The organism is Maribacter sp. Asnod1-A12, assembly GCF_045063735.1.
Classification (GTDB): Bacteria; Bacteroidota; Bacteroidia; order Flavobacteriales; family Flavobacteriaceae; genus Maribacter.
Map to the genome: position 1 here is coordinate 3,959,082 of NZ_JBEFNZ010000006.1, position 14,088 is coordinate 3,973,169.

Consider the following 14,088-nt stretch of genomic DNA (forward strand, 5'->3'; position numbering starts at 1 on the left):
TTTATCTTAACAAAGATTTAACCATTTTCAGTTAAACCATACTATAACTTTATAATCTAAGCATATGAAAAAAGTAATAAAATATAGCAATCTAAAGGTAATAGCATTGTTATTAATTCTATTAGGCAGTTCTGAAATTTATGCCCAATATGGTTATGGAAATAGCAGGTATGGATCACAGAGCGGTTATGGTTATGGTAGACAAGGTAGTTCAATACCGTCTGCACAAACACCTGCGGAGGCCCCTAAACCAAAAACCGCTGAAGAGCTTGTTGACGATGAAATGCCAAGAATTACTGAAGCTCTTGCACTAAATGAATTTGAACAGGCCGTATTAAGTTCTGTTCTTAAAAAATATGTTCAAGAACGTATAGAAGCTCAAATACTAAAGCTACCGCCTGAGAAAATGGCTGAAGTTTATGAGAATATTACTAAAAGGCAAGATGAAGAATTAAAAGCAGGTTTGCCATTAGAAAAGTATGAAGCTTTTGTAGCACTTCAAAAAGACGGTGTTTCAAAAACTATCAAGAAAAATAAAAAAAAAGAAAAACGAAAGAAATCTAAAACCGACTAAATGAAACAACTTTTCCCTTTACTCTTACTCCTAGTACTATCATTTAATTACACAAATAGTCAAAGACCGGGAGGAGACCGGGAAAAGGGTCCAATTGTTATCACTGGTAAGGCTATCGACAAAGATGACGGCTTACCTTTAGAATATGCAACTTTAGTTCTTCAGAGTGTTAATAATCCAGATCAGATTACTGGTGGTATAACAGATATAGACGGTAATTTCATAGTAGAAATTACTCCTGGTAAATACAACATATCTCTTGAGTATATTTCATACAAGTCTTACAAGCTCCCGAACCAAACCCTAACAGAATCTAAAGACTTAGGCACAATCAAGCTTGCTTTAGATGTAGCACAATTAGAAGCAGTTGAAGTAGTTGGTGAAAAAACCACTGTAGAGGTTCGCTTAGATAAAAAAATCTATAATATAGGTAAAGATTTAACCAATAGTGGTGCTACAATCACAGATGCACTTAATAATGTACCTTCTGTTGATGTAGATGTTGAAGGTGCCATTAGTTTACGTGGTAATGAAAATGTTAGAATATTAATTAACGGAAAACCATCGGCACTTGCCGGTTTTGGCTCAACCGATGCCTTAACACAATTACCTGCCGATGCTATTGAAAAGGTAGAAGTAATCACTAGTCCGTCTGCAAGATATGATGCTGAAGGTACTGCTGGTATTTTGAATATTGTACTTAAAAAAGAAAAAACTCTTGGTTTTAACGGCTCTGTCACTACGACCATCGGTTTCCCTGTAAACACAGGTATCTCTGTAAACTCTAACTTAAGAACAGATAAATTTAATTTATTCAATACTACAAGTTATACTTATAGAGATGCTCCAGGTAATGCTATTTTTGATAACACCTATACTTCTGGCAGCTTTGATAGAATTGTAGAAGACAGGGAATATAATAGGTTAAGAAAAGGATTTAACACTAACCTTGGTTTAGAATATTTCTTAACTGAAACCTCTTCAATAACCGGTAGTGTTTTTTATAGAAAATCTGACAATGAGGATGAAACCGGTAATACCAACCTTAGATATGATGGTACTATCATTGATAGTGAAACTTTTAGATTAGAAAATGAAAATGAAGACGACCAAAACTATCAACTTTCATTAAATTATGTAAATGATTTAGATGATGAAGGGCAAAAATTAACTGCCGATGTGCAGTATTCTAACGGAAAAGAAGATAAGTTTTCTGTAATTGAAGAAAACAACACCGTACCAAATCAAAATCTAATTACCTTAGAAAATGTATACGAAAAAGAGCTTACCGATGAATACCTTATACAGGCAGACTATGTATTACCTATAGGAGACGCACAATTTGAAGCTGGTTATAGGGGTACTTTTGAAGAAACAGTAACAGATTATCGTTTAGACTCATTAAATCAAGATACAGGCCTATTAAATATCAATGAAGCCCTTACCAATATATTTACATACCATGAAAATGTAAACGCGATATATACCCAGTATGGAAATAAGTTAGGAAAATTTTCATTTTTACTTGGACTACGATTAGAAAATACACAATTAAAAGGTGAACTAGATTCTGATTTTGATATTAGTGAATTAGAAGAACAGTTAGGCGAAGATGTAGAATTAAATTTCGATAAAAATTATCTTGGACTTTTCCCTACTTTAAATTTTATTTATGAATTAGCCGAAAACGAAAATTTATCTATAGGTTACAACAGAAGGATAAACAGACCAAGAGGAAGATTTGTAAACCCGTTTCCTTCAAGAGACAGTAGAACAAATATATTTCAAGGTAATCCTGATTTAGACCCAGCTTTCTCCAATGCTTTTGATTTAGGTTATTTGAAAAGATGGGACAAGATAACATTAACCTCTTCTATCTATTACCAAAGAGAAACCAATTCTTTTGAGCGCGTACAGGAAGAAACTGGACAAACCACTACTGATGGTATAGAAATAATAAGGACTATTCCCATAAACCTTTCAACAAACGATAGAATAGGTGCCGAAGCTGGTATACTGTACAGTCCTACAAAATGGCTACGCCTTAACTCAAGTTTTAACTTTTTTCAGTTTACCACAGAAGGGATATTTAACGATATAGATTATGGTACAACCAATACGAGTTGGTACGGCAGGTTTAGCTCTAAAATATCTTTACCCGCCAAAATAGATTGGCAGACCAATGCATTTTATAGAGGACCTTCTCAAACTTCTCAAACAGAAAATGGTGGCATCTTTACATTAAGCTTAGCTTTCAGTAAAGATATTCTAGACGATAACGGTACACTATCTTTTAATGTAAGCGATGTATTAAACTCAAGAAAAAGAACTTCGTATACAGAAACAGAATTCTTTACTTCAGACAGTGAGTTTCAATATAGAGTAAGACAATTTACTTTAGGTTTTGTATACAGGTTTAACCAACCTAAAGAAAAAAATAGAAATGGAAGGGGCAATGGTAATGGCACCGGAGACGAAGATGATGACATAGAGGGCTAGTAATTATAATAGACATAAAAAAAGGAAGCCAATTGGCTTCCTTTTTTTATAAACTAAATTTTTTATACTTCTCTTGCGGCTTTTTTCTTGTCGCGTCTTTCTTTCAATAACTCTATAATGTTACCTCCTAACCAGTAAGGGACAACAAATAACAACAAAAACATCATCAACCAAAAACCTATAGTTAATATGGTTAAAAAAGCTAAAAATCCTAAATATTGGTCAAAATCAAACATATCTTCTTACTTATATATTACAAAGATACCATAAACGAATTATTTTTTGCAAACGTTCTGCAAAATTAATTTTACTTTTCACAACAAAGTTGTCACAATAAAAATAAATGTAAACCTTATTTTTGAGGCTATATTAATAAGTTAACTTAAGATTCATATAAATTATAAGATTATGGAGTTCAGAATCGAAAAAGATACCATGGGTAATGTTGAGGTTCCCAAAGACAAATATTGGGGAGCGCAAACAGAACGTTCTAGAAATAATTTCAAAATTGGTCCTTCGGCATCAATGCCTTTAGACATTGTTTACGGCTTTGCATATTTAAAAAAATCTGCTGCTTATGCTAATTGCGAACTTGGCGTATTAGCATCAGAGAAAAGAGATTTGATAGCACAGGTTTGCGATGAAATTTTAGAAGGCAAGCATGATGATCAATTTCCATTGGTAATATGGCAAACAGGTTCTGGTACACAAAGTAACATGAACGTAAATGAAGTGGTTGCCAATAGGGCTCATGAAATTGCCGGCAATGTTATTGGTGAAGGCGAAAAAACAATTCAACCAAATGATGATGTAAACAAGTCGCAATCATCAAATGACACCTTCCCTACCGGTATGCACATTGCTGCGTATAAAAAGATAGTTGAAGTTACCATACCAGGTGTCACTCAATTAAGAGATGCACTTCAGAAAAAATCGGTAGAATTCAAGAACGTAGTTAAGATAGGTCGTACGCATTTAATGGATGCTACTCCCCTAACCTTAGGTCAAGAGTTTTCAGGATATGTTTCTCAATTAGACCATGGTTTAAAAGCACTGAATAATACACTTGCCCATTTAAGTGAACTTGCTTTAGGAGGAACTGCTGTAGGTACAGGTTTAAATACTCCTGAAGGATACGATGTTTTGGTTGCCAAATACATTGCAGATTTTACAGGTTTACCTTTTATTACTGCTGAAAATAAATTTGAAGCTCTTGCTGCACATGATGCCATTGTTGAAAGTCACGGTGCATTAAAGCAATTAGCAGTTTCATTGAATAAAATAGCCAATGATATTAGAATGATGGCTTCAGGTCCTCGTTCAGGTATTGGTGAAATCATTATTCCTGCAAATGAGCCAGGTAGTTCTATTATGCCCGGAAAAGTTAATCCTACGCAATGTGAGGCGCTTACCATGGTATGTGCTCAAGTTATGGGTAATGATGTTGCTGTTAGCGTTGGTGGCACGCAAGGTCATTATGAACTAAATGTATTTAAACCAATGATGGCTGCCAACATTTTACAATCAGCACAATTAATTGGTGATGCTTGTGTAAGTTTTGAAGAGCATTGTGCTGCTGGTATTAAACCAAATCACGAAGTTATCAAGCAATTACTGAATAATTCTTTGATGCTGGTTACTGCATTAAATACAAAAATCGGTTATTACAAAGCTGCTGAAATTGCAAATACTGCACACAAAAACGGCACAACGTTAAAAGAAGAAGCTGTAAATCTAGGTTATGTTTCTGCTGAAGATTATGATGAATGGGTAAAACCTGAAAATATGGTTGGTAGTTTAAAAGACTAATAACAACTTTTACGAATAAAAAAAGGCGACCAATTGGTCGCCTTTTCTATTATATGCTTTTAAAACTATTACTTCAACATGAATTTAGAAGTACCCAATAATTTTAATTGGTCGTCATATACGTTCACCATGTAATTCCCATCTTTAAAATCACCAGAAGGCTTACTGATATAATCACATACATCTAAAGATTTGTTCTCGTAGTAGAAACCAGTTTGCTTACTATAAGTAATAGAAGCTCCATTATCATTCGTCATAGAGTTGCTACCACCAAGTACATTACCTTGAGGATCTAAAACTTCTAAGAAAAATTCTCTGTCACCAGCTTGTGCAATTACGTTATCCGCTACAGTAAAACAAATTTTGAATTTATCAGTTGCTTTAGCTCTTTGTGTAGAAACCAATTTACCACTGTTACGTTCTTTAACGGCATCAACATTAAATTTAGATAGGTTCAACGCAGAACCTTTTTCAACTACTTGAGCCAAGTTTGTGTTTTGTACTACCAATGAATCATTAAATACAGTTTGCTTCTCCAATTCAACGTACGTACTGTCACGTTGCATAGCAATAGCAGTATTAGAACGTGTTAAAGAATCTACTTGCTTCAATAATTGCTCTCTTTCAGCTTTAAGAACGCCAACTTGTCTTCTATATCTAGATAAAGATCCAATATCAGCTTTCATAGTTTTTACAGAGTCAATATATTTTGCAATATTATCTCTTGCGCTTACCAACTCCTCATTAGTAGCGTTGCTTTCTAAAATAGCCTTATCATACTCAGATTTTAAGCTATTTAAATCTTCAACTACTAATTCCTTTTCTTTGGTAAGTACTACTTCAGTCTTCTTTTTGTCTTGGTAAAGACTAACTGTGTAAATGATAGTACCTAAAAGCACAACACCTAAAAGAGCGGTCAAAACCTTTAAGCCATTGTTGTTTTTTGTTTCAGTCATAATGTTTAATTTAATAAAGTGTCTGTTTGTTCAGTTTATATACGTGGTAATTCAAATTTTAGATTTTTTAATGTTAAATTAATTTATAAACCTTGGCAGTGACTATATAATATGACATACCTTAGTTAACAAGTTAAAAAAACACCTTAAAATCATGCTTAGCATAGTGCCTTACGAGCCTAAATATACTCAAAACTTTAGAGATTTGAATATTGTCTGGATTACTGAATATTTCAAGGTCGAAGAAAAAGACAGGGAGTTATTGGAACATAGTCAATCTACAATTATTGATAAGGGCGGATATATCTTTATAGGATTATGGAACAATGAACCCGTAGGATGCTTTGCATTGATTAAAAAGAAGTCCAATCGTTTTGAATTGGGCAAGATGGCAGTTGACAAAAACCATCAAGGTTTAAAAATCGGACAAAAAATGCTAGCCTATGCCATAGAATTTTCAAAGACTAAAAAATGGGAAACTCTAGAATTGTACTCCAGTACTAAATTAGACACCGCGCTGCATATATATAAGAAATTCGGTTTTAAAAATGTGCATTTGGAAAATAATTTAGAGTACCTTCGATCAGATATTAAAATGGAATTAACACTTTTAACGTAACCAAATGAAAATAAATAAATTGCTTCTTTTACTAATATTGGGATTTTTGACATTTGCATGTAAAGATGCCAAAAAATCGGAGAGCGATGTGGATACTACGTCCGAAATTGAAGAAAGCAAATCGGTTACCGAAATAATCAACGAGCGCAAATCAGAAGGCATTAAAATCACTCCCATAGAACATGCAACGGCAGTCTTAGAATGGAACGATGTTGTCATTTATATTGATCCAGTAGGCGGAGCTGTTGCTTTTGAAGGTCAAAAGAACCCTACCTTAATATTGATTACCGATATACACGGTGATCATTTAAACGTAGAAACCTTAAATGCCCTAGACACTTCTAACTCCACTTTTGTAGTACCACAGGCGGTTGCAGATAAATTACCTAAAGAATATTCAGAACAATTGGAAATTATGGCAAACGGCACCACTACAGAACTTAACGACATTACCATAGAAGCCATACCCATGTACAACTTAAGAAAAGAGGCTTTAAAATTTCATGAAAAAGGACGCGGTAACGGTTATGTTCTTAATATTGATGGTCAGCGTATTTATTTTTCTGGAGATACCGAGGATATACCTGAAATGCGTTCTTTAAAAAACATAGACAAAGCTTTTATATGCATGAACCTACCATATACTATGACAGAAGAAAGTGCTGCTGCTGCCGTTTTAGACTTTAAGCCTAAACAAGTATACCCTTATCATTACAGAGGCAAGCCAGATGTTAGTGATGTTGCAAAATTTAAGCAATTAGTAGATGCAGGCAACCAAAATATTGAAGTAATACAATTAGATTGGTACCCTAATGAAGAATACTAATTTAAGCTGTTAGCTGTTAGCTGTTAGCTGTTAGCTGTTAGCTGTTAGCTGTTAGCTGTTAGCTGTTAGCTGTTAGCTGTTAGCTGTTAGCTGTTAGCTGTTAGCTGAAAATAAAAAAGCCCGCAATTGCGGGCTTTTTTATTTTGATTCTTTATTATCTAATCAGTTTCTTGTATTTGATTCGCTTTGGCATAAGATCTCCTCCTAGTCTCTTCTTCTTATTCTCTTCGTAATCAGAGAAAGACCCTTCAAAGAAATATACTTGAGAATCACCTTCAAAGGCAAGAATGTGTGTACAGATTCGATCCAAGAACCATCTATCATGCGATATTACCACTGCACAACCAGCAAAGTTTTCTAAACCTTCTTCCAAGGCACGTAGCGTATTTACATCCAAATCATTGGTAGGCTCATCCAAAAGAAGAACGTTACCTTCCTCTTTTAAGGTCATAGCTAAATGTAAACGGTTACGTTCACCACCAGATAACATATTCACTTTTTTATTCTGCTCACTACCTGAGAAATTGAATCTGCTTAAGTAAGCACGAGAATTCACTTGCTTACCTCCCATCATCACCAGTTCTTGCTCATCACTGAAATTTTGCCAAATGGTTTTTTCAGGATCTATATTAGAATGACTTTGATCAACATATGCAATTTTAGCCGTTTCACCAGTTTCAAACTCTCCTTTATCAGGAGTTTCCTCACCCATGATCATTCTAAATATCGTAGTCTTACCGGCACCGTTTGGTCCAATAATACCAACAATACCAGCTTGCGGTAATTTAAAGTTCAAATCCTCATATAGCAACTTATCGTCATAAGCCTTACTTACTCCCTTCGCTTCAATAACGTTGGTACCTAAACGTGGTCCGTTAGGAATATAGATTTCAAGTTTTTCATCAAGCTGTTTCTGATCTTGACTCATTAACTTATCGTAGTTCTTAAGACGTGCTTTTTGTTTTGTCTGTCTACCTTTTGCTCCTTGGCGTACCCAATCAAGCTCTCGCTCCAGTGTTTTCTGCCTTTTAGAAGCTGTTTTACTTTCTTGAGCCATACGCTTAGACTTTTGATCCAACCAAGAAGAGTAATTCCCTTTCCAAGGAATACCTTCTCCCCTGTCCAACTCTAAAATCCAACCGGCAACATTATCCAAGAAATACCTATCGTGCGTTACGGCAATTACCGTTCCTTTATAAGACGCCAAATGATGCTCTAACCAGTGTACAGATTCCGCATCCAAGTGGTTAGTAGGCTCATCTAACAATAATATCTCTGGTTCTTGAAGCAGTAATCTACATAGAGCCACCCTTCTTCTTTCACCACCTGACAATACGGCAATTTTCTTATCTGAATCTGGAGTACGCAGAGCATCCATTGCAATTTCTAACTTGGTATCAAGTTCCCAAGCGTTTGCAGCATCAATTTTATCTTGTAACACAGCTTGTTGATCCATCAACTTCTGCATTTTGTCTACATCTTCATATACTTCAGGAAGACCGAACATATCGTTTATTTTATTGTATTCATCAAGAATAGCAACAGTTTCTGCAACTCCTTCTTTTACAATCTCTAATACGGTCTTATTTTCATCCAGTTCAGGTTCTTGCTCCAAGTACCCAACTTTGTAGCCCGGAGAAAAAACAACATCACCTTGAAAGTTCTTATCTACTCCAGCAATAATTTTCAGTAAAGTAGATTTACCAGAACCGTTTAAACCTAAGATACCTATTTTGGCACCATAGAAGAAACTTAGGTAAATGTTCTTTAAAACTGGGGTATTAGCATTCTTATAGGTTTTCGTAACTCCTGACATGGAGAAGATTACCTTCTTATCGTCTGACATAAATTATAGTGTTTATTGAAAAATTATAAGCTAGTAGAAAATTCACTACCGGTTTAAAATGTATGTTATACTCTACCCTTAAGTGCGTTGAACACCCAAGCAATAGCAAAAAAACCAATTCCGACGGATGCAAAACCCCAACCAGCAACTTGATCATAGCGAAAAGCTCCTAAAGCAATAAGAGCAAGACCTACAAAAATCATAATAAAAGTAGCCCAAGTGAGCACAGTATTCTTGTTCATTTTCGAGTCTATTAAAATTTAAGCGAACATCAAATATCGTAAATTTTAAGATATTTGTCCACTATTAACTCCGCTATTATTCAAACGGAAAGACAATTCCCGTCATTTTACGTACCGAATCCATAATCTCTATTAAATCGAGACTATTTTGATGGCTCCACATATCACTTTGCTTTTTTCCGTTATTCAAACAATTATGAACTTCTTCAATTTCGTGCACATAACCTTTTCCTTTTTTCCCAACTTCATTAGAGATTGTTTCACCATCTTTTTCTAAAGTATAGCCTGTTGTTTCATGCCATCTAGGGTGTATGAAAATAGTACCTTTATTTCCGGCAATTTCAGATTTCTTTTCTGAATTTGAATTGAGTCCGCTATACAAGATAGCTTGTGCATTGTCATAATTAAAAATCATACTACACTGCATTTCAACATCTGTTTTATAGAAATTCGCCGTTGCCTTAATATCCTTTGGTTTACCTAACATCAAATAAGCTAAAAATACGGGGTAGATACCTATATCCAATAAAGATCCACCGGCAAGATCGGGGTTCAACAATCTTCCTTCCTCATCCCTATCAAGTGCATAAAAAGCAAAATCTGAATGTAAATATCCAATGTCGCCAATAGTTCCATTATCTACCAATTCTTTTACTTTAACAATCGTAGGGTTAAACCTAGACCATAAAGCCTCCATCAAAAAAACATTATTCTTCTTGGCTACAGCAACCATTTTTTCTACCTCCGCTTTGTTTACACCTATTGGTTTTTCGCATAAAACGGCATTACCCGCTTTCATTGCGGCAATACTTAAATCTGCATGTGACGTATGTGGCGTTGCCAAATAAATAATATCAACCTTTTGGCTATTAAACAATTCTTCATAACTACCATAAGCATTTGGCGCACCATATTCATTGGCAAAAGTCTGTGCTTTCTCCAAACTTCTAGAAGCAACGGAAACTAATTTACCACCATCTACCAAAGCCAAATCCTTTGAAAAACTATGAGCAATGTTACCTGCCCCAACAATACCCCACTTAATCATACTTTTTGTTTTTGTTGCATGAACACCAAAATTAACTCCTTATCTTTATCAAAAGAAAAGAAATTATATAGAATGGATTTAAAATTCAATCAAAACGAAGATAGGAATAAGTTGTTATTATCAGACCTTAGAAGAAAGCTTAATGAGGTTTATTTAGGCGGAGGAAAAGCCAAAATAGACAAGCAGCACGACCAAGGTAAAATGACAGCTAGAGAACGTGTTGATTATCTTTTAGACCCAAAATCTGATCAAATAGAAGTTGGTGCTTTTGTAGGTGACGGCATGTACAAAGAGCATGGCGGATGCCCTTCTGGCGGAGTAGTTGTAAAAATTGGATATGTACAAGGCAAGCAATGTATCGTTGTTGCCAATGATGCAACAGTAAAAGCCGGAGCATGGTTTCCTATTACCGCAAAGAAGAATTTAAGAGCACAAGAAATAGCTATTGAAAACAAACTTCCAATAATATACTTGGTAGATAGCGCAGGAGTGTACCTGCCTTTACAAGATGAGATTTTTCCTGATAAAGAGCATTTTGGTCGCATATTTAGAAACAATGCCATCATGAGCAGTATGGGTATTACCCAAATATCTGCAGTTATGGGCAGTTGTGTTGCCGGTGGTGCTTACTTACCGATTATGAGCGATGAAGCGCTTATTGTAGATGAAACCGCTAGTATATTTTTAGCTGGTAGCTACTTAGTAAAAGCTGCCATTGGTGAAAGTATCGATAATGAAACGTTAGGCGGAGCAACCACTCATTGTGAAATTAGCGGAGTAACGGATTATAAAGCAAAAGATGATGCAGCGGCTTTAGATACTATAAAGAATATTATGGATAAAATCGGTAATTTCCCTAAAGCGGGATACAACCGTAAGAAAAGTTTGAAGCCAAAAGAAAATCCGGATGATATTTACGGAATACTTCCGAGTTCTAGAGCTGAGCAATACGATATGATGGAAATCATTAAGCGATTGGTAGATGAATCTGATTTTGAAGAATATAAAGCTGGCTACGGACAAACCATTCTTACTGGTTATGCACGTATTGATGGATGGGCAGTTGGTATCGTTGCCAACCAAAGAAAAGTAGTAAAAACTGCAAAAGGTGAAATGCAATTTGGCGGAGTAATTTATTCTGACTCTGCGGATAAAGCAACCCGTTTTATAGCTAACTGCAACCAAAAGAAAATTCCGTTAGTCTTTCTTCAAGACGTTACCGGTTTTATGGTTGGTAGTAAGAGTGAACATGGTGGTATTATAAAAGATGGTGCAAAAATGGTAAATGCGGTTAGTAACTCCGTCGTACCAAAATTCACTATTATTATAGGTAATAGCTACGGTGCAGGAAATTATGCCATGTGCGGTAAAGCTTATGACCCAAGATTAATTGTTGCTTGGCCAAGTGCAGAACTTGCTGTTATGGGTGGCAACTCTGCTGCAAAGGTGTTATTACAGATTGAAAAGGCATCTTTAAAAAAGAAGGGGGAAACCATTACCGAAGAAAAAGAAAAGGAACTTTATGATAAAATCAAGCAACGATATGACAATCAAGTATCTCCGTATTACGCAGCTTCAAGATTATGGACCGATGCTATCATAGATCCTAAAGACACCCGTAAATGGGTTTCTATGGGAATTGAAGCAGCTGACCATTCGCCTATCGAGAAGCCTTTTAACATGGGAGTATTGCAGGTTTAATGTAAACGGACGTAGTTAAGAGATTATTAATCTATATAGATTAAAAAAATACCCACAATATACTTTAAGTATGATGTGGGTGTTTCAAAATCTAAACGTATATCAGTTTTACTCTTTACCTAAAAAAGAAGCTCAGAGCAAGTCCGCTTTAATATAAATCTCGATTATCGAGTTTAATTAGCAACCATACTTACTGCATTTGATACTGAAAACAATTGCTGATTTACATTACGTAGACCCAGTTTAAAGACTTTTGTTTCTTTTCGTTGCGATGCACTACCGTAGTTATAATATACAGTGGCTTTCAAATACGTAGGAGTCAAACTTTTATTACCTAAATAGGTTGCATTAACCAACCAATTACCACGAAGCGTATCATCTATTAAATATTCTTCACTAGAGAAACCTGAACGTTTTTCGCTTTGAATTCTCTCAGCATCTGCAACTAAAGAGTGTTCACTTTTATAATATCTTTTCTCAGGGTTTACAAATTGTAACTCAAATTCAGCCTCACTATCACTCCATTCAAAAACCAAGCGTGTTCCTTTAAAATCATCATCAAGTTTAATTTCATTCACCTTATCTGTTGAAACTAAATCAGCTCCTTTTAAGGAAATTAAATTATTTAAATCCCGATCCATAATGGTTTTCACTTGTTCTTCTATATCCAATAATTCTTCGGCCAATAAATAATCATATCGTAGATACATAGCCGCCGCTTTTTGGCTTAAACCAAGTTCTCTATAACTATTAGCTAAATCTAAATAAGACTGTGCATAATCTGCTCTAAGGGTGTATACATCTTCATATAGTTTATTCGCCTTTTCAAACTTTCCTTCTGCTTGATATATGTATGCCAAAGATTTCAATGCTAAAGGGTTTCCACTTAGAACTCTATCATTCTCCTGAAGAATCATTTCTGCAAATTCTTGATTTTTCCATCTATTAGAAAAGTAATCATAAGCATCTAAAACATAGAAATAAGAACTACTGTATTTTTTGATTTGCTCTGCATAAATAGCCTTTGCCCTTTCTTCTGTATTCGCACTCAAAAGTTCATTCATGTACAAAGGTTTATCTTCCTTAAAATCAACCGAGCTTAATGTTGAATTATCATATTTATTATTTTTAACTTTTGCATAATCAATAGGTTTACCATCTACCGTTCTAGAATATGCACTAGCTTTAGTATTAATCACAATAACACCACCAGCTCCTATAGACCCATATCTTGTAGTCATAGCTAGATTATTTAAAACAGCCAATCGTTTAATAGCGGCGGGTGCTATCCAAGTAGGAGTTTGAGTCAATACCTGTCCGTCAACATCATAAACCGCAGGTGGCGCTTGACTTACAGAATTTAAACCTCTGATATAAATAAGTCCTCCATATACGCAATCGCCTACGACATTAACTCCTGAAAACTCATTTTTCATTAAATCAAGAATACAAATACCAACATCATTGATTTGATTTTCTTGTAAAAACCTAATTTTGCCTGGTGCAGTCTCGCTATCTAGAATACCATATGCCGTTTTTATAAGATTTGGGTTATAACTATACTCTTGTTGTAGCTCATTCTGTGATTTTCTATTACTCCCTTTTACAGTAACTTCATCTAATTGCTCAATTTTCTGAGTCATTTCAACATTTAAGATTCGTGTTATATCTTCTACCATTATGTGAACATCACTCAAACCTGGGTATGTATATTCAACAACATCCCTAGGCTCGGCAGATATTTGATATAACCCGTTGGCGTCAGTTGTAGTAGAAACATCAGAATCTATTATAGAAATCTGAACATTTGCCAAAGGAGTATCCATTTGGGTAACCTTACCCTTGATTGTTTTACTTTGTGCTTGAACATTTGAAACATAAGCTATTAGCGCAAAGAGTATTATAAATTTTTTCATAGTATAAAGTTTTGAAGATAAGTCTGCTATATGACATCAAAAATTAATCCAT

At 34.9% G+C, this 14,088-nt stretch carries 12 protein-coding genes; 6 read left to right on the forward strand and 6 right to left on the reverse strand.

Features of this window, described 5'->3' with window-relative positions:
- Positions 1-64: 64 nt before the first annotated feature.
- Together ACJJVP_RS17065 and ACJJVP_RS17070 are read left to right on the forward strand one after the other, a co-directional pair.
- Complete coding sequence (locus ACJJVP_RS17065; RefSeq protein ID WP_405415612.1) at positions 65-574, forward strand: hypothetical protein; 510 nt, start codon at positions 65-67, stop codon at positions 572-574.
- A complete protein-coding gene (locus tag ACJJVP_RS17070; protein WP_405415614.1) occupies positions 575-3,073 on the forward strand; it encodes a TonB-dependent receptor domain-containing protein in 2,499 nt (832 codons plus the stop codon).
- Positions 3,074-3,135: 62 nt separating this feature from the next.
- Here ACJJVP_RS17070 and ACJJVP_RS17075 read toward each other — a convergent pair whose 3' ends face one another.
- Positions 3,136-3,309: a hypothetical protein gene (locus tag ACJJVP_RS17075; protein ID WP_091904107.1), complete on the reverse strand. Its 174-nt coding sequence runs from the start codon at positions 3,307-3,309 to the stop codon at positions 3,136-3,138.
- Between the two features lie 172 nt (positions 3,310-3,481).
- Between ACJJVP_RS17075 and fumC the strand changes: the two genes are divergently transcribed.
- Positions 3,482-4,882: a class II fumarate hydratase gene (gene fumC / locus ACJJVP_RS17080; protein ID WP_405415617.1), complete on the forward strand. Its 1,401-nt coding sequence runs from the start codon at positions 3,482-3,484 to the stop codon at positions 4,880-4,882.
- 68 nt (positions 4,883-4,950) lie between these two features.
- Here the strand turns inward: fumC and ACJJVP_RS17085 are convergent, their stop codons facing one another.
- Positions 4,951-5,838 (reverse strand): hypothetical protein, encoded by an 888-nt coding sequence (locus tag ACJJVP_RS17085; RefSeq protein WP_036153674.1) that lies wholly within the window; start codon positions 5,836-5,838, stop codon positions 4,951-4,953.
- Positions 5,839-5,992: 154 nt separating this feature from the next.
- Between ACJJVP_RS17085 and ACJJVP_RS17090 the strand changes: the two genes are divergently transcribed.
- Both ACJJVP_RS17090 and ACJJVP_RS17095 read left to right on the forward strand, forming a co-directional pair.
- Entirely contained in the window at positions 5,993-6,457 is a 465-nt protein-coding gene (locus tag ACJJVP_RS17090) for a GNAT family N-acetyltransferase (RefSeq protein ID WP_405415620.1), read from the forward strand.
- Positions 6,458-6,461: 4 nt separating this feature from the next.
- Positions 6,462-7,283, forward strand: a complete 822-nt coding sequence (locus ACJJVP_RS17095) for an MBL fold metallo-hydrolase (RefSeq protein ID WP_405415623.1) — start codon at positions 6,462-6,464, stop codon at positions 7,281-7,283.
- A 154-nt stretch (positions 7,284-7,437) separates the two neighbouring features.
- Here the strand turns inward: ACJJVP_RS17095 and ettA are convergent, their stop codons facing one another.
- The 3 genes from ettA to ACJJVP_RS17110 form a co-directional block, all read right to left on the reverse strand.
- Positions 7,438-9,129, reverse strand: a complete 1,692-nt coding sequence (ettA, locus tag ACJJVP_RS17100) for an energy-dependent translational throttle protein EttA (protein WP_405415626.1) — start codon at positions 9,127-9,129, stop codon at positions 7,438-7,440.
- A 65-nt stretch (positions 9,130-9,194) separates the two neighbouring features.
- On the reverse strand, positions 9,195-9,371 hold the full coding sequence (locus ACJJVP_RS17105; RefSeq protein ID WP_167333101.1) for a CAL67264 family membrane protein: 177 nt from the start codon (positions 9,369-9,371) through the stop codon (positions 9,195-9,197).
- 76 nt (positions 9,372-9,447) lie between these two features.
- The gene (locus ACJJVP_RS17110) at positions 9,448-10,419 is read right to left on the reverse strand and encodes a Gfo/Idh/MocA family protein (RefSeq protein WP_405415629.1); all 972 of its coding nucleotides are present in this window, start codon (positions 10,417-10,419) and stop codon (positions 9,448-9,450) included.
- Between the two features lie 72 nt (positions 10,420-10,491).
- On the opposite strand from ACJJVP_RS17110, the gene ACJJVP_RS17115 reads away from it, so the two are divergent.
- Positions 10,492-12,120, forward strand: a complete 1,629-nt coding sequence (locus ACJJVP_RS17115; RefSeq protein WP_405416222.1) for an acyl-CoA carboxylase subunit beta — start codon at positions 10,492-10,494, stop codon at positions 12,118-12,120.
- 173 nt (positions 12,121-12,293) lie between these two features.
- Here ACJJVP_RS17115 and ACJJVP_RS17120 read toward each other — a convergent pair whose 3' ends face one another.
- Complete coding sequence (locus ACJJVP_RS17120) at positions 12,294-14,036, reverse strand: hypothetical protein (protein ID WP_405415632.1); 1,743 nt, start codon at positions 14,034-14,036, stop codon at positions 12,294-12,296.
- Positions 14,037-14,088 lie beyond the last annotated feature (52 nt).

Bases quoted from the DNA above. Each gene is read 5' to 3' on its own strand.
- ACJJVP_RS17095 (WP_405415623.1), top strand. From the start codon at position 6,462: ATGAAAATAAATAAATTGCTTCTTTTACTAATATTGGGATTTTTGACA.
- ACJJVP_RS17075 (WP_091904107.1), bottom strand. From the start codon at position 3,309: ATGTTTGATTTTGACCAATATTTAGGATTTTTAGCTTTTTTAACCATA.
- ACJJVP_RS17065 (WP_405415612.1), top strand. From the start codon at position 65: ATGAAAAAAGTAATAAAATATAGCAATCTAAAGGTAATAGCATTGTTA.
- ACJJVP_RS17120 (WP_405415632.1), bottom strand. From the start codon at position 14,036: ATGAAAAAATTTATAATACTCTTTGCGCTAATAGCTTATGTTTCAAAT.
- ACJJVP_RS17090 (WP_405415620.1), top strand. From the start codon at position 5,993: ATGCTTAGCATAGTGCCTTACGAGCCTAAATATACTCAAAACTTTAGA.
- ACJJVP_RS17110 (WP_405415629.1), bottom strand. From the start codon at position 10,419: ATGATTAAGTGGGGTATTGTTGGGGCAGGTAACATTGCTCATAGTTTT.
- fumC (WP_405415617.1), top strand. From the start codon at position 3,482: ATGGAGTTCAGAATCGAAAAAGATACCATGGGTAATGTTGAGGTTCCC.
- ACJJVP_RS17085 (WP_036153674.1), bottom strand. From the start codon at position 5,838: ATGACTGAAACAAAAAACAACAATGGCTTAAAGGTTTTGACCGCTCTT.
- ACJJVP_RS17070 (WP_405415614.1), top strand. From the start codon at position 575: ATGAAACAACTTTTCCCTTTACTCTTACTCCTAGTACTATCATTTAAT.
- ettA (WP_405415626.1), bottom strand. From the start codon at position 9,129: ATGTCAGACGATAAGAAGGTAATCTTCTCCATGTCAGGAGTTACGAAA.
- ACJJVP_RS17115 (WP_405416222.1), top strand. From the start codon at position 10,492: ATGGATTTAAAATTCAATCAAAACGAAGATAGGAATAAGTTGTTATTA.
- ACJJVP_RS17105 (WP_167333101.1), bottom strand. From the start codon at position 9,371: ATGAACAAGAATACTGTGCTCACTTGGGCTACTTTTATTATGATTTTT.